At 65.7% G+C, this 22,206-nt stretch carries 20 protein-coding genes; 14 read left to right on the top strand and 6 right to left on the bottom strand.

Annotation, left to right across the window (positions count from 1 at the left end; all coding sequences use genetic code 11):
• Positions 1 to 15: 15 nt before the first annotated feature.
• Positions 16 to 303: a YciI family protein gene (locus tag AOP73_RS11170; RefSeq protein ID WP_061965996.1), complete on the bottom strand. Its 288-nt coding sequence runs from the start codon at positions 301 to 303 to the stop codon at positions 16 to 18.
• 106 nt (positions 304 to 409) lie between these two features.
• Between AOP73_RS11170 and uvrA the strand changes: the two genes are divergently transcribed.
• From uvrA to AOP73_RS11115, 11 genes are all read left to right on the top strand, one after another.
• Positions 410 to 3,250 (top strand): excinuclease ABC subunit UvrA, encoded by a 2,841-nt coding sequence (gene uvrA / locus AOP73_RS11165; RefSeq protein ID WP_061965994.1) that lies wholly within the window; start codon positions 410 to 412, stop codon positions 3,248 to 3,250.
• Between the two features lie 9 nt (positions 3,251 to 3,259).
• Positions 3,260 to 5,122, top strand: a complete 1,863-nt coding sequence (uvrC, locus tag AOP73_RS11160) for an excinuclease ABC subunit UvrC (RefSeq protein ID WP_061965992.1) — start codon at positions 3,260 to 3,262, stop codon at positions 5,120 to 5,122.
• Between the two features lie 17 nt (positions 5,123 to 5,139).
• Positions 5,140 to 6,078 (top strand): RNase adapter RapZ, encoded by a 939-nt coding sequence (gene rapZ / locus AOP73_RS11155; RefSeq protein ID WP_061965990.1) that lies wholly within the window; start codon positions 5,140 to 5,142, stop codon positions 6,076 to 6,078.
• A complete protein-coding gene (locus tag AOP73_RS11150; protein ID WP_061965987.1) occupies positions 6,075 to 7,031 on the top strand; it encodes a gluconeogenesis factor YvcK family protein in 957 nt (318 codons plus the stop codon). Before rapZ ends, AOP73_RS11150 begins: the two co-directional genes overlap by 4 nt.
• A gap of 16 nt (positions 7,032 to 7,047) precedes the next feature.
• Positions 7,048 to 8,034 (top strand): DNA-binding protein WhiA, encoded by a 987-nt coding sequence (whiA, locus tag AOP73_RS11145; RefSeq protein ID WP_061965985.1) that lies wholly within the window; start codon positions 7,048 to 7,050, stop codon positions 8,032 to 8,034.
• 157 nt (positions 8,035 to 8,191) lie between these two features.
• Positions 8,192 to 9,196: a type I glyceraldehyde-3-phosphate dehydrogenase gene (gap, locus tag AOP73_RS11140; RefSeq protein ID WP_061965983.1), complete on the top strand. Its 1,005-nt coding sequence runs from the start codon at positions 8,192 to 8,194 to the stop codon at positions 9,194 to 9,196.
• A 144-nt stretch (positions 9,197 to 9,340) separates the two neighbouring features.
• Positions 9,341 to 10,531: a phosphoglycerate kinase gene (locus AOP73_RS11135; RefSeq protein WP_061965981.1), complete on the top strand. Its 1,191-nt coding sequence runs from the start codon at positions 9,341 to 9,343 to the stop codon at positions 10,529 to 10,531.
• Between the two features lie 4 nt (positions 10,532 to 10,535).
• A complete protein-coding gene (gene tpiA / locus AOP73_RS11130) occupies positions 10,536 to 11,327 on the top strand; it encodes a triose-phosphate isomerase (RefSeq protein WP_061965979.1) in 792 nt (263 codons plus the stop codon).
• A gap of 63 nt (positions 11,328 to 11,390) precedes the next feature.
• Positions 11,391 to 11,636 (top strand): preprotein translocase subunit SecG, encoded by a 246-nt coding sequence (secG, locus tag AOP73_RS11125; RefSeq protein WP_061965975.1) that lies wholly within the window; start codon positions 11,391 to 11,393, stop codon positions 11,634 to 11,636.
• 12 nt (positions 11,637 to 11,648) lie between these two features.
• Positions 11,649 to 12,011, top strand: a complete 363-nt coding sequence (locus AOP73_RS11120; protein WP_061965973.1) for an RNA polymerase-binding protein RbpA — start codon at positions 11,649 to 11,651, stop codon at positions 12,009 to 12,011.
• A 164-nt stretch (positions 12,012 to 12,175) separates the two neighbouring features.
• A complete protein-coding gene (locus tag AOP73_RS11115; protein WP_061965971.1) occupies positions 12,176 to 12,400 on the top strand; it encodes a SelT/SelW/SelH family protein in 225 nt (74 codons plus the stop codon).
• Between the two features lie 68 nt (positions 12,401 to 12,468).
• On the opposite strand, the gene pgl is transcribed toward AOP73_RS11115, so the two are convergent.
• The 5 genes from pgl to tkt are packed head-to-tail and all read right to left on the bottom strand — an operon-like array spanning position 12,469 to position 19,308.
• Positions 12,469 to 13,185, bottom strand: a complete 717-nt coding sequence (pgl, locus tag AOP73_RS11110) for a 6-phosphogluconolactonase (RefSeq protein WP_061965969.1) — start codon at positions 13,183 to 13,185, stop codon at positions 12,469 to 12,471.
• Complete coding sequence (locus AOP73_RS11105) at positions 13,182 to 14,090, bottom strand: glucose-6-phosphate dehydrogenase assembly protein OpcA (protein ID WP_061965967.1); 909 nt, start codon at positions 14,088 to 14,090, stop codon at positions 13,182 to 13,184. The genes pgl and AOP73_RS11105 overlap by 4 nt, the downstream gene beginning before the upstream one ends.
• Positions 14,087 to 15,604, bottom strand: coding sequence for a glucose-6-phosphate dehydrogenase (zwf, locus tag AOP73_RS11100; RefSeq protein WP_061965965.1), 1,518 nt, complete (start codon positions 15,602 to 15,604; stop codon positions 14,087 to 14,089). Before zwf ends, AOP73_RS11105 begins: the two co-directional genes overlap by 4 nt.
• Positions 15,605 to 17,239, bottom strand: a complete 1,635-nt coding sequence (locus AOP73_RS11095) for a phosphoglucose isomerase-related protein (RefSeq protein ID WP_236683593.1) — start codon at positions 17,237 to 17,239, stop codon at positions 15,605 to 15,607.
• Positions 17,236 to 19,308, bottom strand: a complete 2,073-nt coding sequence (gene tkt / locus AOP73_RS11090) for a transketolase (protein ID WP_236683592.1) — start codon at positions 19,306 to 19,308, stop codon at positions 17,236 to 17,238. Before tkt ends, AOP73_RS11095 begins: the two co-directional genes overlap by 4 nt.
• 98 nt (positions 19,309 to 19,406) lie before the next feature.
• Here tkt and AOP73_RS11085 point away from each other — a divergent pair, with 98 nt between their 5' ends.
• From AOP73_RS11085 to AOP73_RS11075, 3 genes are read left to right on the top strand one after another with little or no spacing between them, the layout of a single operon-like run.
• Positions 19,407 to 20,372, top strand: coding sequence for a heme o synthase (locus AOP73_RS11085; protein ID WP_061965961.1), 966 nt, complete (start codon positions 19,407 to 19,409; stop codon positions 20,370 to 20,372).
• A 17-nt stretch (positions 20,373 to 20,389) separates the two neighbouring features.
• Positions 20,390 to 21,325, top strand: a complete 936-nt coding sequence (locus AOP73_RS11080; RefSeq protein ID WP_061965959.1) for a site-specific tyrosine recombinase XerD — start codon at positions 20,390 to 20,392, stop codon at positions 21,323 to 21,325.
• 56 nt (positions 21,326 to 21,381) lie between these two features.
• Positions 21,382 to 22,206 (top strand): ParA family protein, encoded by an 825-nt coding sequence (locus tag AOP73_RS11075; RefSeq protein WP_061965957.1) that lies wholly within the window; start codon positions 21,382 to 21,384, stop codon positions 22,204 to 22,206.

Genomic DNA, 22,206 nt, shown 5'->3' with positions numbered 1-22,206 from the left:
CCGAGCGGGGAACCGCTAGCGGGGCACTGCGCCCCAGGTGTTGATCCACTCACGTACGCGGTGCGAGCCCACTATGCCGTTCTTCACGAACGGATCCTCGGCGAGTAGGGACTCGACCTCGGCGGCCGATGCGGCGGCCACCAGCAGCAGCGCGCCGGCGGGACCGTCCTCGCCAAAGCGGCCATAGGCCAGCATCTGACCGGTACCGACTAACGAGTCTAGGTACGCGCGGTGCTCGGGGCGGATCGCGTCGCGGCTGGCGGCGTCGTCGGTATAGGTGTACTCGACCATGTAGTTCGTCATGGCCTCATTGTGGTGCGTGGCACCGCCGCGGAACAAATCGCAAACTATTGGCGACATCGGCGCGTTCGAACACATGTTCGACGCATTTCCCACGTAGCATAGGCGTGTGAATGACCGGATCCTGGTGCGCGGAGCGCGCGAACACAATCTCAAAGGCGTAGACCTCGACCTGCCTCGCGACTCACTGATCGTCTTCAGTGGGCTCAGCGGCTCGGGCAAGTCGTCGCTTGCCTTCGACACCATCTTCGCGGAGGGGCAGCGTCGCTACGTCGAGTCGCTGTCGGCCTACGCGCGTCAATTCCTGGGCCAGATGGACAAGCCGGACGTGGACTTTATCGAGGGTCTCTCGCCCGCAGTGTCGATCGACCAGAAGTCGACCAACCGCAACCCGCGCTCGACGGTCGGCACCATCACGGAGATCTACGACTACCTACGCCTGCTCTATGCGCGCGTCGGTACCCAGCACTGCCCCAAGTGTGGCGAGCGCATTCAGGCTCAGACTCCCCAGCAGATCGTGGACTCCGTGCTCACGATGCCCGAGGGAACGCGCTACCAGGTACTCGCGCCCGTCATCCGTGGCCGCAAGGGCGAGTACTCCGAACTGTTCGACGACCTCCAGCAGCAGGGCTTCGCCCGCGCCCGTGTGGATGGTGAGACCATTCAGCTCACCGAGCCACCCGAGCTCGAGAAGAAACTCAAGCACGACATCGAGGTAGTGGTGGACCGCCTCGTGGCTCGCGACGGCGTGCGTCAGCGCCTGACCGACTCGGTCGAGACAGCGCTGCGCATTGCGGATGGCCTGGTGATCATCGACCCCGTGGACAGCGAAATCGAGCCACGTCGCTACAGCGAGAAGCGCGCATGCCCCAACGATCACGTGCTCACGCTGGAGGAGATGGAGCCCAGGACATTCTCGTTCAACGCCCCCTACGGCGCGTGCCCCGAGTGCTCCGGCATTGGCATCAAGCTGGAGGTGGACCGCGACCTGGTGGTCCCGGATCCGGGACTCAGCCTGAACCAGGGTGCCGTGGCGCCGTGGTCGAGCATGGCTACGGAGTACTTCTCGCGCATGCTCAACGCGCTGGCCCAAGATCTCGACTTCGACATGGACGTGCCATGGGAGAGCCTGTCCAAGGAGGTGCAGGAGTCAATCCTCGTGGGCAAGGACTACGAGGTGCACGTCAAGTTCCGTAATCGCTACGGCCGTGAGCGGCAGTACACCACCGGGTTCGAGGGCGCCATCACGTGGATCGAGCGTCTGCACTCCCAGACCGAGTCCGAGTTCTCGCGCGAGAAGTACGAGAATTACATGCGCGAGGTGCCCTGCCCCACGTGCGCGGGTTCACGCCTCAAGCCAGAAGTTCTCGCTGTCACCATTGGCGGACTGTCCATTGCCGACGTCTGCAACCTGTCTATCGCCGACGCGCGTGACTTCCTCCTCAAGGCCGACCTCGACGAGCGTGGCCGCCAGATCGCCGTCCAGGTGCTCAAGGAGATCGATGCCAGGTTGGGCTTCCTGCTCGACGTGGGCCTCGACTACCTGACCATGGCCCGCGCCGCCGGCACGCTGTCGGGTGGCGAGGCGCAGCGCATCCGGCTTGCGACGCAGATTGGCTCTGGGCTGGTCGGTGTGTTGTACGTGCTGGACGAGCCGAGCATCGGCCTGCACCAACGCGACAACCGGCGCCTGATCGAGACGCTGACTCGCCTACGCGACCTCGGCAACACGCTGATCGTGGTCGAGCACGACGAGGACACCATCCGTGTCGCTGATTGGATTGTCGACATCGGCCCGGGCGCCGGCGAGCACGGGGGAGAGGTGGTCCACGCGGGCACCTATGAAGACCTGCTCACGAACGAAAAGTCCATCACGGGGGCGTACGTCTCCGGCAGGATGAGGATCGAGGCTCCCGCCGAACGCCGCGAGGTTGACCCCGATCGTCACGTCACCGTCATCGGCGCCCGCGAGAACAACCTGCAGGACATCGAGGTGTCGTTCCCGCTCGGCGTCTTTACTGCGGTCACTGGCGTCTCCGGCTCGGGTAAGTCGACGCTCGTCAACGCCATCCTGTACACGTCGCTCGCGAACACGCTCAACGGCGCACGTCAGGTAGCCGGACGCCACACGCGCATCCTCGGCACCGACCAGCTCGACAAGATCGTGCACGTGGACCAAGGGCCCATTGGCCGCACGCCGCGCTCGAACCCCGCGACCTACACCGGGGTGTGGGACAAGGTGCGCAAGCTGTTCGCGGACACTCAGGAGGCGAAGGTACGCGGCTACGGCCCCGGTCGCTTCTCGTTCAACGTCAAGGGCGGCCGCTGCGAGGCGTGCTCGGGCGACGGCACGCTGAAGATCGAGATGAACTTCCTGCCCGACGTCTACGTGCCCTGCGAGGTGTGCAAGGGGGCTCGGTACAACCGCGAGACCCTGGAGGTGCACTTCAAGGGGAAGAACGTGGCCGATGTCCTGGACATGCCCATCGAGGAGGCGGCGAACTTCTTCGAGGCGATCCCCACGATCTCGCGGCACCTGACGACGCTGGTGGAGGTTGGACTGGGCTATGTGCGCCTCGGTCAGCCAGCGCCCACGCTGTCCGGCGGTGAGGCGCAGCGCGTCAAGCTGGCATCCGAGCTGCAACGGCGGTCCACGGGTCGCACCGTATACGTCCTCGATGAGCCCACGACGGGCCTGCACTTCGAGGATGTCCGCAAGTTGCTGGGCGTCCTGCAGGGGCTGGTCGATAAGGGCAACACCGTCATCGTGATCGAGCACAACCTGGACGTCATCAAGTCCGCCGACTGGGTCATTGACATGGGGCCGGAGGGTGGATCCGGCGGTGGCCTCGTGGTCGCCGAGGGGACGCCGGAGCAGGTGGCCGCCGTCGCGGCGAGCCACACGGGTGGGTTCCTCGCCGAGTCGCTCGGCGTCGCGGTCACGGCCTAATCTGAACGCGTGACGAATCCGGCCGACTACCGCCCCGCACCGGGCAGTATCCCCACCAACCCGGGCGTGTATCGCTTTCGCGATCCGCATGGGCGGGTGGTGTACGTCGGCAAGGCCAAGAACCTGCGTGCGCGCCTCAGCAACTATTTTCAGGACCTGTTTGCGTTGCACCCGCGCACGCGGCTGATGGTGACGACCGCGGCATCGGTCGAATGGACAGTCGTGCGATCCGAGGTCGAGGCGTTGATCCTCGAGCACACCTGGATCAAGCAGTACGACCCACGCTTCAACGTGGTGTTCAAGGACGACAAGTCCTACCCGTACCTCGCGGTGACGCTGAACGAGAAGTACCCGCGCATCCAGGTGATGCGTGGCGACCGCAAGCCCGGGGTCCGCTACTTTGGCCCGTACGCGAAGGCGTGGGCGATTCGCGAAACGGTGGATACGCTGCTGACGGCGCTGCCGGTGCGCACATGCGCTAGCGGGGTGTTCAAGAAGGCCGAGCGGCAGGGGCGCCCGTGCCTGCTCGGGTACATCGACAAGTGTTCTGCGCCGTGCGTGGGTCGCATCAGCGTCGAGGATCACCGGGCGCTGGCGGAGCGAGTCTGTGCCGTGCTCGGTGGCGATGCCAAGACGATGATGCGGGACCTCACCGCCGCCATGGAGACGGCGTCCGCGAAGCAGGACTATGAGGGTGCAGCGCGGGCGCGCGACCGACTCCGTGCCCTCAATGCTGTCCTGGAGCGCAACGCGGTGGTGCTTCCCGCCGGCACCACCGCCGACATCTTCAGCCTGGTGGACGACGACATGGAGGCGGCGGCCCACGTGTTCCACGTACGCGACGGACGCATCGCGGGGGAGCGTGGCTGGGTCGTGGATAAGCCCGAGCCCCTCGAGACTCCGGGCATGGTCGCGCAACTCATTCAGGAGGCCTACGGATCCGCGGTTGCGGAGGATATCCCCACCGAGATTCTGGTGCCCGCCATTCCTGAGATGGCCGACAGCGTCAGTGAGTGGCTCTCCGGGGTGCGCGGAGCGCGTGTGGCCATCCGCGTGGCGTCGCGTGGCAAGAAGGCCGAATTGGCGACCACCGGCCACCAGAACGCCCAACAGGTACTGGACCAGCATCGGCTGAAGCGGGCCTCCGACCTCACGACCCGCTCGGCGGCACTGCAGGAGCTGCAGAGCGCAATCGGCATGGCCGATGCACCACTGCGGATCGAGTGCTACGACATCTCCCACACGTCCGGCACCAACCAGGTGGGCTCGATGGTGGTGTTCGAGGACGCGTTGCCACGCAAGGCGCAGTACCGCCAGTTCTCCATCGCCGATGCGACGGACGACACCGCGGCGATGAAGGAAGTATTGCGGCGCAGGTTCAGTCGGTACCTCGAGGAGTCTCAACTGCCTCCCGAGGAACGCGAGACCGCACGATTCGCCTACCCGCCGCAGCTGGTGGTGGTGGACGGTGGCCTGCCGCAGGTCAACTCTGCCGCGGAGGTGCTGCAGGAGCTCGGCATTGTGGACGTCATGCTCGTGGGACTCGCGAAGCGCCTCGAGGAGGTGTGGATTCACGGCGACCCGTTCCCCGTGATTCTGCCGCGCGGGTCCGAGGCGCTGTACCTGTTGCAGCGAGTGCGCGACGAGGCTCACCGGTTCGCGATCAAGAACCATCGGCGCAAGCGAGGCAAGGCGATGCAGGCATCTGCCGTGGATGAGATTCCCGGAGTGGGGCCCACGCGCTCCAAGGCGCTGATCCGGCACTTTGGGTCCCTTGCGAAGCTCAAGGAGGCGTCGCCGGAACAGATTGCGCTGGTGCCGGGGATTGGATCCGGGACTGCGGCGCAGGTCTATACCGCATTGCGCTCCTAGGGTGGCATGCTTGTCGTATGACCAACGAACCCGTTTCTGAGACCTATCCGTCGGGTATTCGTAAACCCGACGTCGAGGCCCCCCACTCGAAGCCCGAGGTCATGATCCTGACGGGAATGTCGGGCGCTGGACGCACCCGTGCGGCCGCTGTGCTCGCGGATCTGGGCTGGTATGTGGTCGACAACCTGCCGCCACAGATGCTTGCCAACCTGGTGACGATGGTGGGTCGCGACTCGGGACGCAAGCTGGCTGCGGTGGTCGACGTGCGCGGCGGCGAGTTCTTCCAGGACCTCGAGGCCGTGATGGACGACCTGGAGGCGCGCGACGTGCCCGTCACGTTGATCTTCCTCGACGCCTCGGACCACACCCTGGTCTCGCGCTACGAAGAGGCGCGTCGCCGACACCCGCTCCAGCAGGATGGCACCATCCTGGAAGGGATTGCGCGCGAGCGGACCCAGCTGGCTAACGTGCGCGAGCGCGCAGACAACGTCATCGACACCTCGACCCTCAACGTGCATCAGTTGCGCGACAGGGTGACCGAGGAGGTGGCGGCAGAGACGCCTCGCATTCACGTGAACGTGTTGTCCTTTGGCTTCAAGAACGGCATTCCGGCCGATGCCGACTTCATCGCCGACGTGCGCTTCCTGCTCAACCCGCACTGGAATCCCGAATTGCGGCCACTCACGGGCCTCGACCCGGCCGTGCGCGACCACGTGCTGTCGGACGACGGCGCTCAGGCCTTCCTCGATGGCTACGCCAACGTGATCGACATTGCTCTCAATCGCTACCGCGCCAACGATAAGAGCGACGTGACCATCGGCGTCGGCTGCACGGGCGGCAAGCACCGTTCCGTAGCGATGGCAGAGGCTCTCAGCGACGCGTTGAGAGAGCTCGGCTATTCCGTGCGCACCACCCACCGTGACCGCCCCACCGACCGGGACCACCTCACGACATGAATCCGGATCCGAGCATTGTCGCTCTCGGCGGTGGCCATGGCCTCTACGCGACCCTGACTGCGCTCCGCGACCTGAGCCCGTCGCTCACCGCAATCGTGACCGTTGCCGACGACGGTGGATCATCGGGGCGCCTGCGCTCTGAGCTCGGTGTCCTGCCTCCCGGTGACCTGCGGATGGCGTTGAGCGCGTTGTGTGAGGACACCGAGTGGGGTCGTACCTGGCGCGACGTGCTGCAGTCACGATTCGAGTCGGACGGGCCACTTGACGGCCATGCGCTCGGCAACCTGCTCATCGCCTCGCTGTGGGAACACACCGGCTCGGCGGTCGATGGCCTGGACTGGGTCGCTCGGTTGTTGCGCGCCCGAGGCAGGGTGCTGCCTCAGGCGGACGTGCCGCTGGAGATTGTCGCCATGGTGGAGCAAGCCGATGGGGTGGTTGAGGTGCGCGGCCAGGCCGAGGTTGCCTCGGCTCCAGGTCGGATTCGTGGTTTCCGAGTGGAACCCGAGCGACCGTCGGTACCCCACGCGACGGTCGCCGCCATCACCGAGGCGGACATGGTGGTGCTCGGTCCCGGTAGTTGGTACACCTCGGTCCTCACGCACTTCCTGGTGCCGGACGTTTCCCGGGCGTTACATGGGGCGGCGAGCCGCACGGTGGTGACGCTCAATCTGGCTCACGAAGACATTGAGACCGCGGGAACCGACCGGGTGGACGACATCCGTGCCATGCGCGAGTTGGTGCCGGACTTCCGCCCAGCGATGGTCGTGGCAGACACCGGTCACAGCGACGACGCCGAGTTGCGTGCCGAACTGACGGCGTGGGGCGCTGAACTTGTCTCCGCCGATGTAGCGCTGGACGGCGCCAATGCGCGACATGACCCAGAACTTTTGCGCGGCGTTTATCAGGGCTTGCTCTCACGATTGGCCGGAAGCGTCCCCGAACAACGGCATTGAGTGGCAAGATAAGCGCATGGCTCTGACGGCACAGGTGAAGGACGAACTCGCACGCGTACCCACGGAGAAGGTGTCGGCGAGAAAAGCTGAGATCGCCTCCACCCTGAGGTTCGCCGGCGGATTGCACATCGTGTCGGGTCGCATCGTGATTGAGGCGGAGCTCGACACCGCCATTGGAGCACGCCGCCTCCGTACCTTTATTCACGAGGTCTATGGCCTCGGCAGCGAAATCATCGTGGTCCAGGGCGGTGCCCTGAAGAAGGGCAACCGCTACGTGGTGCGCGTCGTGAAGGAGGGCGAGTCCCTCGCCCGTCAGACGGGTCTCCTTGACCACCGCGGACGCCCTGTCCGTGGACTGCCCCCGCACGTCGTCGCTGGTTCCCTGGACGACACCATCGCCGCCTGGCGTGGCGCGTTTCTTGCGCATGGCTCCCTGACGGAGCCCGGTCGGTCCTCCGCGCTCGAGGTGACCTCGCCCGGCCCGGAGGCAGCGTTGGCGCTGGTGGGCGCCGCTCGTCGTTTGGGCATCTCAGCAAAGTCGCGCGAGGTGCGCGGCGTTGACCGCGTGGTCATCCGCGACGGCGACGCCATCTCCGCCCTACTCGCCCGTCTCGGTGCCCACGATTCGGTGCTCGACTGGGAGCAGAAGCGCACGCGCCGCGAGGTACGCGGCACCGCCAATCGCCTCGCAAACTTTGACGACGCCAACCTGCGCCGCTCCGCCCAGGCGGCCGTCGCGGCCGGCGCCCGAGTCGAGCGCGCGTTCGAGATCTTGGGCGACGAGGTCCCCGATCACCTGCGTGAGGCCGGCCAGCTGCGCCTCGCCAATAAGGAAGCGTCGCTCGAGGAGCTCGGCAAGATGGCCGACCCTCAGCTCACCAAGGATGCGGTCGCCGGCCGTATCCGCCGCCTGCTCGCCACGGCCGACAAGAAGGCCGAAGATCTGGGCATCCCGGACACCGAGGCCGGTATCGCGGAGCAGCTGCTCGAACTCGACCGGTAGCGGTCAACTCGGGACCTAAGTCGCGTGCATCGTGCGTCTGGGTAGTAGTAGGGTAGAAGGCAGTGGCCAGGGATCGTTCCGGCCCCAGCGCACGTAGTGGTGCGCAAGCATCTACCAACAACCGCGCCGGGCATCGGCGCGAGCCGAGGAGAAAAAAGTGACCATTAAGGTCGGTATTAACGGCTTTGGCCGTATTGGACGTAACTACTTCCGCGCGATTCTCGCGTCAGGCGCGGACATCGAGGTCGTTGGCATCAACGACCTCACCGACAACGCGACTCTCGCGCACCTCCTCAAGTACGACTCCATCCTGGGTCGCATTGGCGTCGAGGTGACGCACACCGAGGACTCGATCACGGTTGACGGCAAGACGTTCCACGCTTCGGCGGAGCGCAACCCCGCAGACCTCAAGTGGGCTGACCTTGGCGCAGACGTCGTCATCGAGTCAACCGGATTCTTCACGGACGGCACCAAGGCCAAGGCACACATCGACGCCGGCGCCAAGAAGGTCATCATCTCCGCTCCCGCGAAGAACAACGATGCCACCTTCGTCATGGGTGTGAACCACGAGGACTACGACCCCGAGAACCACCACATCATCTCGAACGCCTCGTGCACCACGAACTGCCTCGCGCCGCTGGCCAAGGCACTCAACGACGGCATCGGCATTGAGCGTGGCCTCATGACCACGATCCACGCGTACACCGCGGACCAGAACCTGCAGGACGCACCCCACAGCGACCTTCGTCGCTCGCGTGCAGCAGCGCTCAACATCGTCCCCACTTCGACCGGTGCGGCTAAGGCTGTTGCGCTCGTTCTTCCGGAGCTCGCTGGCAAGCTCGATGGTTACGCACTTCGCGTGCCCGTGCCCACCGGCTCGGCAACGGACCTCACCTTCACCGCATCGCGCGAGACGTCGGTTGAGGAGATCAACGAGATCGTCAAGAAGGCTGCCGAAGGTTCGATGAAGGGCTTCCTGGTGTACACCGAGGACCCCATCGTCTCCAAGGACATCGAGACCGACCCCGCATCGTCGATCTTCGACGCTGGCCTCACCAAGGTTATTGGCGACCAGGTCAAGGTTGTCTCCTGGTACGACAACGAGTGGGGCTACTCCAACCGCCTCGTGGACCTCACGGTCTACGTCGGCGAGCGCATCTAACTCCCGTGACTGCAGCAACGTCCGTACACGCATCGCGTGTGCGGACGTTGCTACGTCAGGGCCAATGCTCGCCTCGCATGACCTCGCCCGCGCTGCACACCCCGCGCGCCGGGCTCCTGATTTTCTCGAACTGAAGGAAGACAGATGAAGACGATCGAATCGCTCGGTGACCTCACCGGCAAGCGCGTACTCGTGCGCTCAGACCTCAATGTGCCGCTCGATGGCACCACCATCACCGACGACGGCCGCGTGCGCGCCTCCGTTCCCACCATCAAGCGCCTGCTTGACGCCGGTGCCGCAGTCATCGTCATGGCGCACCTCGGCCGCCCCGGTGGCACTCCCGACGCCAAGTTTTCCCTCGCTCCCGCTGCCGCGCGACTGTCGGAACTGCTCGAGCAGCCCGTGACACTCGCCGATGACCTCGTGGGCGAGTCCGCTGCCGCCGTGGTTGCCGCCGCGAAGTCCGGCGACGTCGTCATGCTTGAGAACGTGCGTTTCGACGCCCGCGAGACCTCCAAGGTCGACGCCGAGCGCGAGGAACTCGCAACCGAACTCGCCAAGCTTGCCGATGCGTTCGTGTCCGACGGCTTTGGCGTCGTCCACCGCAAGCAGGCGTCGGTCTACGACCTGGCGAAGGTCCTGCCCGCGGCCGCCGGCACGCTGGTGCAGAACGAGGTCGAGTCCCTCAGCCGTGCGGTCAACGAGCCCGCGCGCCCGTACGTCGTGGTGCTCGGCGGCTCCAAGGTCTCCGACAAGCTCGGCGTCATCGCCAACCTGTTGGGCAAGGCCGACCGCCTGCTCATCGGAGGAGGAATGGTGTTCACCTTCCTCGCGGCCAAGGGCTACGGCGTGGGCAATTCGTTGCTCGAGGAGGACCAGATCGAGACCGTCAAGGGCTACCTCGCGACCGCGGAGGCCAACGGCGTCGAGATCGTCCTTCCCACGGACATCGAGGCAGCCGCGGCATTCGCCGCCGACGCCGACCACAAGGTTGTCGCAGCGGACGCAATTCCCGCCGACAGCATCGGCCTCGACATCGGCCCGGACTCGGCAGAACTGTTCGCGTCCAAGATTGCCGACGCGAAGACCATCGTCTGGAACGGCCCCATGGGCGTATTCGAGTTCGAGGCCTTCGCCGGCGGCACTAAGGCCGTGGCTCAGGCCATGATCGACGCGGACGGGTTCTCAGTCGTGGGCGGAGGCGACTCGGCAGCTGCCGTCCGTCGACTCGGCTTCGACGAGGCCGGATTCGGTCACATTTCCACTGGCGGCGGCGCGTCGCTCGAACTGCTCGAAGGCAAGGTCCTCCCGGGCCTCGCCGTACTGGAGGCATAACACCATGGCACGTACCCCGCTCATTGCAGGCAACTGGAAGCTCAACCTCGACCACCTCGAGGCGACACACACCGTGCAGAAGCTCGCGTGGCTTTTGCGCGACGCTAAGCACGACTTCAACGAGGTTGAGGTAGCCGTGCTGCCGTCGTTCACCTCGCTGCGTTCGGTGCAGACGCTGGTCGACGCCGACAAGCTTGACATCAAGTACGGCGCCCAGGACATCTCGGCAAACGTCTCCGGTGCTTTCACCGGCGAGGTCGCGGGCTCGCAGCTCGCCAAGCTCGGTTGCGACTACGTGGCCGTGGGCCACTCGGAGCGTCGCGAGCACCACCGTGAGTCGAACGAGCTCCTCGCCGCCAAGGTTGGCGCGGCCTACGACAACGGCATCGTGCCGATCCTGTGCGTAGGGGAGGGTCTCGACGTCCGCAAGGAAGGCAAGCAGGTCGAGTTCACGCTCGCCCAGATCGATGGCGCGCTCGAAGGACTCGAAGCTGACCGCGCCAAGGAGATCGTCATCGCCTACGAGCCTGTCTGGGCCATCGGCACCGGTGAGGTAGCGACCCCTGAGGACGCGCAGGAAGTCTGCGGCGCGATTCGTGCCCGTCTGACCGAGCTGTACAGCGCGGAACTTGCCGATGGCGTTCGCGTGCTCTACGGCGGTTCGGTGAAGTCGTCGAACATCGCCTCGATCATGGACAAGCCCGATGTGGACGGCGCCCTCGTGGGCGGTGCAAGCCTCGATCCCGAGGAGTTTGCGAAGATTGCCCGTTTCCGTGCACACCAGGTCGGCCTGTAGCGAATTCACTACGCGACCTTCGTCGCGTATCCTGGTACACGATCATTACTATCAAGGAGAATTGTGGACATCCTGAATGACATCCTGTGGGTGTTGCTCGCTGTCACCAGCCTGCTGCTCATCGGCCTCGTGCTCGTACACCGGGGTCGTGGTGGCGGTATCACCGACATGTTCGGAGGCGGACTTGCATCCGGCGTGCAGTCCTCGGCTGTAGGTGAGCGTAACCTCACGCGTATTACGTGGGGCGTCGCCATCACTTGGTTCGTTGTGATCGTACTTCTGGGTCTCATCACCCGTTTCCAGGTTTAAAGGGGGCTTACCATGGCAGGTGGTAGCGCAATTCGAGGGTCTCGCGTAGGCGCGGGACCCATGGGCGAGGACGAGCGCGGCGAGTCCGCCCCTCGTCAAACCGTGACGTACTACTGCGCGCGGGGTCACGTGAACTCACCGAGTTTTGCCATCGGTGAGGATCAGGAGATTCCCGTGGAGTGGGACTGCCCCAAGTGTGGGTTGCCCGCTGGGCTCGACGCGGATAACCCGCCGGAGCCCATCCGCAACGAGCCGTACAAGACGCATCTCGCGTACGTGAAGGAGCGTCGCACCGAGTCCGAGGGTGAGGCCCTACTCGATGAGGCACTCGACGCGCTCAAGGTTCGTCGCGGCCAGGTTGCCGTCGGTGAGTAACGTCACCGGCAACGCTTTCTAGTCTTGCCAGCACGATGCCGCCCCCGGGCCGCTTGTCCGTCACCACAGTGACGCAGGTAGGCCCGGCCGGGCGGCTTCGTCATTTCTGGCATACCGGAATCAATGGGCAACCGGTGTGGTTGCCCCAATGAAGGGAGTACAACATGAACATCGAGATTGAATACTGCGTGCCGTGCGGCTACCTGGACAAGGCGTCCGATGCGCAAAAGACCATTCTGAGCACGTTCGGCGAGCAGATCGACGCAGTGACGCTCAAGCCTGGCAACAAGGGCGTGTACACGTTCCGTGCCGACGGCGACGTGATCTACTCCAAGCCTGACGAGTTCCGCATCGAAGAGATTGTGGACACCATCAAGGCGCGGCTCTAGCACCTCAACGTCAGAAGCCGCCCACGACCACAAGGTCGTCGGCGGCTTCGTGTGCGTCGGGGCTGTTGTCAGGCCTTGGCTGCAGCGGCCGCGTCGACCAGCCACAGCGTGCCTTCGGTGCCGTGCACCACTGCGCCGGGATACGACGTGTTGCCTGCGAGGCAGTCGCGAACCGCCTCGGCCTTGCCCTCGCCGGCAGCGACCACCCACACCTGGCGTGCGCGCGTGATGGCGCTCAAACCTAGGCTCACCCGCGTGGGCGGGGGCTTGGGGGAGTCGTGCACCGCGATAACGCTTGCTGCCGCCTGCGTGAAGCCCGCGTGCTGCGGGAACAGCGAGGCGACGTGGCCATCGGGTCCGAGTCCGAGCATGAGCACGTCCCACTGTGGGTTGCCGTGGTCGGCAATCTCACCGTGATACGCCGCCGCGGCCGCCTCTGCGGACGAGAACTCGTCCGAGTTTCCCATGCGGTGGATGTTGTCCTCGGGAAGCGGCACGTGGCTCAGCAGTGCACCCTGAGCTTGGCCCTCGTTGCGGTCGGGGTCACCGGCTGCAACGAAGCGTTCGTCTCCCCACCACACGTGAACCGACGTCCAGTCGATGCTGTCCCGCAACGGCGACTCGGCAATCGCGGCCAGGGTCGCGATGCCCACGGTGCCGCCAGTCACCACCACATGCGCGCGGTCCTGGACGGTCAGCGCGTCCGCTATGGCAGTGAGGAAGCGCGCCGCGGCGGTCTGAGCGACAGCATCGGCGTCAGGAAGGACGACGACGCGGCGCTTCATCGGTATTCCTTGTACGACGCGAGAACCTCGCCATAGACCAGATCGGCGTCGAGGCGGCGAAGCTCCTCGGCGAGGCAGTCCCCGAGGTTCCGGGCGGGAAGCGCGATGACGTGCTCCGGCTGTCCGGGTTGCGTCAGTGTCGCGTTGTGGCCATCCGGGCGGAAGATGCCAATCTCGCCAGACGGCGTCTCGAGCACAATGTGCTGGATACCAGCGACCTTGTCGTCGTACGTGAGTTCGATCTCGCAGTCAAGGTTGCGCTGTAGCCAGGCGCCCAGTAGCAGGATGGAGGCGCTGTTGGTGTCGCCATGGATGCGCGCCTTGGACACCGCGCGGTCGGCCACTTGCTCGAGGGCCGCTGCCAGCAGAGCGCGCCAGCGGGTGACGCGGGTCCACGCAAGGTCGGTGTCACCGTGCCGGTAATTCGCGGACAGCGTGCACAGCGTGTCGCCGGGGTTGTCCTCACCCTTGGTGTCCGTGATGCGGCGTTGGGCCATCTTGCCAATCCCGGTCTCCGAGGCATTGGCGGGTACGCCCGCGGGCCACCAAGCCACGATGGGCGCATCGGGAAGTAGCAGGGGAGTCACCAAGGTGTCGGCGTGATTGACCTGTTCGCCCGAGGGGCGCAACACGATGACCTCGGACGCACCGGCGTCACCGCCCACGCGGATCTCGGCATCAAGTCGGTTCTCGTCGCCGTCCTGGGGGGCCATCACGATGATGCGGCAGGGGTGTTCACGCGAGGCGACATTCGCGGTATCGATGGCGTAGTCCGCGTTCGCTCCGGTGGCGTCGATCACCAGCGTCATGACGCGACCGAGCGCAAACGCTCCGCCTTCCTTGCGTGAGTCGATGATCTGACGGTTGATCTCGCCCGTCGTGGTGTGTGGCAATGGGATGATCATGGGCGCCTCCAGACGCGGCCGTCGCGCGCGAGCATTGCGTCGGCGCTGGTGGGACCCCAGGTGCCGGAACGGTACTGCTCCGGCTGCCCCTGGGTGGCCCAGAATGACGTAATCGGGTCGAGGATCTGCCAGGACAGGGCAACCTCCTCGTGGCGGGGGAACAGCGGCGGGTCGCCCAGCAGCACGTCCAGAATGAGGCGCTCGTAGGCCTCGGGTGAGCTCTCGGTGAACGCGTTGCCATACGCGAAGTCCATCGTGACGTCGCGCACCTCCATCGCGGCGCCGGGCACCTTGGAGCCAAAGCGCAGCGTCACGCCCTCATCGGGTTGCACGCGAATCACGAGGGCGTTGTTGCCGACGTCGGAGCCCTCGACCTGCTGAAAGTAGGGGCTCGGTGCCTTCTTGAAGACCAGCGCGATCTCGGTGACACGCCGTCCAAGGCGCTTGCCGGCTCGCAGGTAGAACGGCGTGCCAGCCCAGCGCCGGTTGGGGATATCCACGCGAATCGCGGCGTAGGTCTCGGTGCCCGAATCCTCCGCGATGCCGTCCTCATCGAGGAATCCACCCACCTGCTCGCCGCCGCGCCATCCGGCGGCGTACTGACCGCGTGCGGTGTTCTCGCCCAGGTCCTCGGGCAGCTTGGCGGCGCGGAGCACCTTCTCCTTTTCAGTGCGAAGGTCCGCGGCCTCGAACGTTGCGGGCTCTTCCATGGCGGTGAGAGCCATGAGTTGGAGAAGGTGGTTCTGGATCACGTCGCGTGCGGCACCAATGCCGTCGTAGTACCCGGCGCGGCCGCCGATGCCGATGTCTTCGGCCATGGTGATCTGCACGTGGTCGATGTACTGAGAGTTCCAGATGGGCTCGAACAGCTGGTTGGCGAAGCGCAGTGCCAGCAGGTTCTGTACCGTCTCCTTGCCCAGGTAGTGGTCGATGCGGAAGACGGAGTCGGGGGGGAACACCTCGGAGACCACGTCGTTGAGTTCGTTCGCGGACTCGAGGTCGTGACCGAACGGCTTCTCGATGACCACGCGGCGCCACGTGTCCTCTTTGGGGGCGGACAGCCCGGAGTCGCGTAGTTGGCGCACCACCTGCGGGAAGGCGGACGGCGGGATCGACAGATAGAAGGCGTGGTTGCCCCCGGTGCCGCGCTCACGGTCGAGGTCCTCGACAGTCTCGCGGAGCGTGTTGAACGCCTCAGGGTCGTCGAACGTGCCCTGCACAAACCGGATGCCCTCAGAGAGCTGCTTCCAGGTCTCCTCGCGGAACGGGGTACGGGCGTACTGCTTGACCGAGTCGTGGACCACCTGCTGGAAGTCCTCGCGGTCCCACTCGCGTCGTGCAAAGCCGGTGAGGGCGAACGCGGGGGGGAGGAGGCCGCGGTTGGCCAGGTCGTAGACGGCTGGCATGAGCTTCTTGCGAGCCAGGTCGCCAGTCACGCCGAACATCACGAGGCCACACGAGCCGGCGATGCGCGGAAGTCGGCGATCCCTAGGATCGCGGAGGGGATTATTCACTTAGTTCTTCCCTTCGAGCAGCGCGGCCACACGAGCCACGTGCGATGCATCGGTGAGGTTGAGGCGCAGGACGGGACGGTCGTGCTCGGCGAGCACGGTGGCGTCACCTGCCGCCTGGGCTGAGATCAGTTGCGCGAACGAGAACGGACGCGCGGGAATGTCGAGGTCACCGGCGAACGTGCCGGTGATCTGCAGGAAGACGCCCACGGGGCTGCCGCCCTTGTGAAGCTGTCCGGTGGAGTGCAGGAACCGCGGACCCCACCCAAAGGTGGTGGGCCTGCCCGTGCGCTCCGCGATGGCGTGACGAACCGACGGAAGCGCCGGGTGGCCCTCGCGGTTGAGGTAGGCCATCACCGCGACGTAGCCGCGGGGCTCGAGCTGCTCGTAGAGCGCGGCAATCGCGCCCTCGACGGAGGTGATCCCGTCCAAGAGCCCGACAGTGCCACGCACTTCGATGCCGTCGTCGACAAAGGCGGGAGCCTCGGGTTCGGGCAGGGCGTCCAGCAGCGCGCGAGTCGCGGCTTTGGCCGACTCTACGTTGGGCTGGTTGAACGGGTCGATGCCGAGCACGCGTCCGGCAATCGCGGTCGCGTACTCCCACAGCAGGAACTGTCCGCCCAGTGTGCCGCCGGTAACGATCTGGTGGCCCTCAGCGTCACCATCGGCCGCAAGTGCGACGAGTCGCACGTCGATGACGTCCTCGGCGAGGGCCTCGGGTGCACCAGTCTCGGCGACGACCGGCAGGATGCCGACGCCGTCCTTGCCGCTAGACTCCGCGATGAGTTGCTCGGCCCAGTCAGCGAAACCGACCAGCGTGGATCCCTCATCCGTAAAGACCAATGTGTTGCGGTCTGACCCGGCGATGGCCGCGCCCAGCACGAGTGCCGGGTTGGCGGCGTCGTCCTCAGCGAACGATACCGCGACAGCTTCCGCCTCGTCCAACAGTTCGGCGACGGGGACCCCGGCGAGGGCCGATGGCACGAGGCCGAAGGCGCTGAGCACCGAGAACCGTCCGCCCACATTGGGGTCGGCGAGGAAGATGGCCCGGTAGCCGGCAGTGACGGCCTGCTGATGAAGCGGAGAATCGGGGGCCGTGACGATCACGATGTGTTGGCGCGGGTCGAGGCCGGCGGCCTCAAACGCCTCTTCGAAGATCCGCCGCTGCGAGTCGGTCTCGACGGTTCCGCCGGACTTGGAGGACACCACCAGGATGGTCTCGTCGAGGTCGCCTCCCAGCGCCGCGCGCACCTGGTCGGGGTCGGTCGAGTCCAGCGTGATCAGCGGGACGCCGTACGTCGCACAGATCACCTCGGGGCCCAATGACGATCCGCCCATGCCCGCGAGCACGACGTGTGTCTTGCCCTCGTCACTGGCGTTGCCCACCAGGGCCTCAAGCTGCGGCAGGATCTCGCGTGCAGAAACGTGGAGGTCGGTCCACCCCAGGCGAACCTGAGCCTCTGCCTCCGCGTCGGGTCCCCAAAGCGTGGAGTCCTTGGCGGCAATCCTGGAGGCGACGCGATCCGCCACTAGTTCCTCACTCAGGCGCGACGCGGCCCGCGCGGCATCACCGGAAACGGTGACTGCCACGTGGGCCGCGTCGTCCACACCTACCCAGGTGCTGAGGAATTCGCTCACTTGGCCGCGGCGATGCTCTCGCGGGCGTGAGCGGCCACGTTGTCAGCCGTGAAGCCGTACTCCTCGAAGAGGAAGTTGGCGTCAGCGGAGGCACCGTAGTGCTCGAGGGAGACGATGCGTCCTGCGTCGCCGACCAGCTCGCGCCAGCCCTGAGCGACGCCGGCCTCCACCGACACGCGAGCCTTGACTCCGGACGGAATAACCGACTCGCGGTACTCAGCCGACTGCTGGTTGAACCACTCGAGGCAGGGCAGCGACACGACGCGCGCCTTGATGCCCTCGGCCGCAAGCAGGTCACGTGCGCCAACGGCGTACTGGACTTCGGAACCGGTACCGATCAGGATGACGTCGGGCTCGCCGTCCGTGTCGAGCAGCGTGTAGCCACCCTTGAGGACGCCCTCTGCCGAGGTGAACTCGCCGTCACGGTCGAACGTGGGTACGCCCTGACGCGTGAGCACGATGCCGGCGGGGCCGTCGTTGCGCTCGAGGATTCCACGCCAGGCGAAGGAGGTCTCGTTCGCGTCCGCGGGACGGACCACCGCGAGACCCGGGATCGCACGCAGTGCGGCCAGGTGCTCGATGGGCTGGTGCGTGGGGCCGTCCTCGCCGAGGCCGATGCTGTCGTGCGTCCACACAAAGATGCTGGGGGCCTTCATCAGGGCGCCCAGGCGGACTGCGCCGCGCATGTAGTCCGAGAACTGCATGAACGTGCCGCCGTAAGCGCGGGTGGGGCCGTGCTGCACGATTCCGTTGAGAATGGCGCCCATGGCGTGCTCTCGGATGCCGAAGTGCAGCGTGCGGCCGTAGGGGTTGCCGGCGAAGGCCTCGGTGGAGCGCTCGACGGGAAGGAACGAAGGCTCGCCCTTCATGGTGGTGTTGTTGGAGCCGGCGAGGTCGGCGGAGCCACCCCACAGCTCGGGCAACACGGGTGCGAGGGCGTTGAGGACGGAGCCCGACGCTGCGCGGGTAGCGACACCCTTGCCTGCCTCGAACACCGGAAGGGCGTCGGTCCAGTTCTCGGGGAACTCGCCGGCGCTGGTGCGTGCGAGCAGTGCCGCGCGCTCGGGGTTCTCGGCCTGCCAACGAGCGAAGGCACCGTTCCATTCAGAGTGGGCTGCCTGGCCGCGGTCCTTGACCTCACGCATGTGAGCGAGGATCTCAGGCTCGACGTCGAAGTGCTTCTCGGTGTCGAAGCCGAGGACCTCCTTGAGGCCCGCCAGTTCGTCCGCGCCCAGCTTGGAGCCGTGGATTCCGCCGGTGCCCTGCTTGTTGGGCGAAGGCCAGCCGATGATGGTGCTGAGGCGAATGAAGGATGGCTTGCCGGTCTCGGCCTTGGCCGCGGCAATTGCATCGGCGAGGGCGCCGACGTCCTCCTTGTATTCGCCCGTCGCCTTCCAGTTCACGTGATGCGTGTCCCAGCCGTAGGCGGCGTAGCGAGAGGCCACGTCCTCGGTGAAGGCGATGTCGGTGTTGTCCTCGATAGAGATGTTGTTGTCGTCCCAGATGACGATCAGGTTGCCCAGCTCCTGGGTGCCAGCGAGCGAGGACGCTTCGGAGGTGATGCCCTCCTGCATGTCGCCGTCCGATGCGACCACAAAGATGTGGTGGTCGAAGGGGGACTCGCCGGCGGGGGCCTCGGGGTCGAAGAGCCCGCGCTCACGACGGGCTGCCATGGCCATGCCAACCGCGGTGGCGAGGCCCTGGCCGAGAGGACCGGTGGTGGTCTCGACGCCATCGGTGTGGCCCACCTCGGGGTGACCAGGGGTGCGCGAACCAGCGACGCGCAGCGACTTGATGTCGTCCATGTTGAGGTCGTATCCGGAGGCAAAGAGCTGCAGGTAGAGCGTGATGGACGAGTGACCACAGGACAGCACAAAGCGGTCGCGGCCGATCCACTTGGAGTCCGACGGGTCGTGCCTCATGACGTTCTGGAAGAGCAAGTACGCGGCGGGCGCCAGGGAAATCGCAGTTCCGGGGTGGCCGCTGCCAACCTTTTCCACTGCATCGGCGGCGAGGACGCGGAGTGTATCCACCGCGCGGTGATCCTGGTCTGTCCAGTTGATGGTCACAGATATCTCCAAGGTGTTTTTGACGGGGCTTTTTCCTTGTCTACCTTAGCGGGAGCACGGGGGCACTGGGAACGGGTATCCAGCGTTAAGATTGCTCCATGCCCACCGCTTCAACTGACATTGCTGGCGCACCCGCGTCAACCGCACCCCGCTGGCGTCAGTTGACCCGCCGTATGGCCCCGTACGTTGCGCTGACCAAGCCGCGCATCATCGAATTGCTCCTGGTCACGACGCTTCCGACCATGGTCCTCGCCGCCGATGGCTGGCCAGGCACCTGGTTGATGATCGCCACCCTGATTGGCGGCTCGCTGTCGGCCGGAAGTGCCAACACGTTCAACATGTACATCGACCGCGACATCGACGCGATCATGAAGCGCACCCAGAATCGTCCACTGGTGACCGGCGCGGTGACACCGCGCGCTGCACTAATCTTTGGCTGGGTCCTTGCGGTCTTGTCCACGCTCTGGTTCTGGTTGGTGGTGGACTCGCCGCTCGCCGCGGCGCTGTCAGTGGTGGCCATCTTTGGATACGCCGTGATCTACACCATGGTGTTGAAGCGTCGCACCTCGCAAAACATCGTGTGGGGCGGTGCCGCCGGGTGCATGCCGGTGCTGATCGGGTGGGCCGCCGTCACTCAGTCCCTGTCCTGGACGCCCTTTGTGCTGTTCATGATCATCTTCCTATGGACGCCGCCGCACTACTGGCCGTTGTCCATGAAGTTCAAGAAGGAATACGCTGCGGCCGAGGTCCCGATGCTGCCCGTGGTCGCGTCGAGCAAGCACGTCGCCGTCGAGATGGTCGCTTACGCAGTGGCGATGGTGCTGGCCACTGTGGTGCTGGTTCCGCTGGCCTCGATGACCTGGGTCTACGCGATCATCGCCGTGGCCGCGGGCGCATGGTTCACGGCCGGATGCATTCGTCTGTACCGCCGCTCGGCTGCCGGCAAGGACAAGCTGCACGAGATGCGGCTGTTCCGTGACTCGATCATGTACCTGACGGTGGTGTTCGCCGCCATTTTGGTGGACCCCTTCCTTCCCAATGCGTGGACGGTCTGGCCCAGCTGATGAGCCGCCGCCCGTAAATGGTCCAGGCTCCGCGAGGACTTGCCGACCAGCGCGACGCCTACCTGGCGCACGTCACGGTTGAGCGCGGCCTGAGCGTCAACACGGTTGCCGCGTATCGCCGCGACCTCAGCCGCTACGTGGCGTTCCTGGATGATCGCGACATTGCGTCGCTCGTGGACGTCAAACGCTCCGACGTAGCGGCTTTTGCCGAGGCGATCGGAACCGGCGACGACGGCCGCCCCGCCCTCTCCCCAGCATCGTCTTCCCGCACCATCGTGGCTGTGCGGGGACTGCATCGCTTCGCGCTGATGGAGCAGTGGGTGCTGGCCGACGTGTCGGTGGAGGTGAAGCCGCGCGCCATTCCCAAGCGACTTCCCAAGGCGATCTCGACCGATCAGGTGGCCGCGATCCTGGAGGTTGCCGCGACGGGAGACGGAGCCGGCCCCCTGCGCGACGCCGCGTTGCTCGAGCTCGTGTATGCCACGGGTGCGCGCATCTCTGAGGCCGTGGGGCTCGACGTCGACGACCTGGTGCTCGAGCCGGGGGAGGAGTCAGTGTTGCTGCGGGGCAAGGGTCGCAAGGAGCGCGTGGTTCCCATCGGCAGCTACGCGGCACGGCGCCTCGAGGCGTACCTGGTCCGCGGGCGCGCCGGCTTCGCCTCCAAGGGCAAGGGCACGCCGGCCGTGTTTCTCAATACCAGGGGGACGAGGTTGTCACGCCAGAGCGCCTGGGCCATCCTCAAGGACACGGCAGAGCGGGCCGGCGTGGACAACGTCTCCCCGCACACGCTGAGGCACTCGTTCGCGACGCACTTGCTCACCGGTGGAGCGGATATTCGGGTGGTTCAGGAACTGCTGGGACACGCATCGGTCACGACCACACAGATCTACACGATGGTCACGCGGGACACCCTGAGAGAGGTCTACGCCGCTGCCCATCCGCGCGCCCGGTAGCAGGTCGCGGCAGTTGTCCGCGCGCCAGGCGAACCAGTCGCACGCAAAACGGTAATGTGACCTATGTGACTGACTTCCCCGAACCTGCGCCGTTGTCGAGCCACGGCCCCGCACGCATCGTGGCCCTGTGTAATCAGAAGGGCGGCGTCGGTAAGACGACCACTTCAGTCAACCTGGCGGCGGCCCTCGCTGAGTACGGACGCAAGGTGTTACTGGTGGACTTTGATCCCCAGGGCGCTGCCTCCGCCGGGCTCGGAATTAACTCTCACGAACTCGACACCACGGTGTACGACCTGCTCATGCGCAACGACGTCCCCACGCGTGACGTGATCATGGAGACGGACTTCGAGAACCTCGACCTGCTGCCCGCCAACATCGACCTCAGCGCCGCCGAGGTGCAGTTGGTCAGCGAGGTCGCCCGCGAGAGCGCCCTCGCGCGCGCACTGCGAAGCGTCGAGGATGACTATGACGTGATTCTGATCGACTGCCAGCCGTCGCTGGGTCTGCTCACCGTGAACGCCTTGGTGGCGGCGCACGGCGTGCTGATCCCACTCGCGAGCGAGTACTTCGCGATGCGCGGTGTCGCGCTACTCGTCGACACCGTGACCAAGGTTCAGGACCGGTTGAACCCGCGCCTGACGATGGACGCGATCGTGCCCACCATGTACGACGCCCGCACACTGCACTCGCAGGAGGTCGTGGAACGAGTCCGCGAGGCCTTTGGTGACAAGGTCACCGAGACCATGATTCACCGCACGGTGAAGTTCCCCGATGCCTCGGTTGCCTCCGAGCCCATCACTACCTTTGCGCCCACGCACGCGGGTGCCAAGGCTTACCGTCAGCTCGCGTGCGAGCTCGTGGTGCGCGGGGTCGCTGCGTAA

Source organism: Demequina aurantiaca, assembly GCF_000975135.1.
GTDB lineage: Bacteria > Actinomycetota > Actinomycetes > Actinomycetales > Demequinaceae > Demequina > Demequina aurantiaca.
The sequence above is the reverse complement of the archived record's forward strand: the minus strand, read 5'-3'. Positions and strand labels throughout refer to the sequence as shown.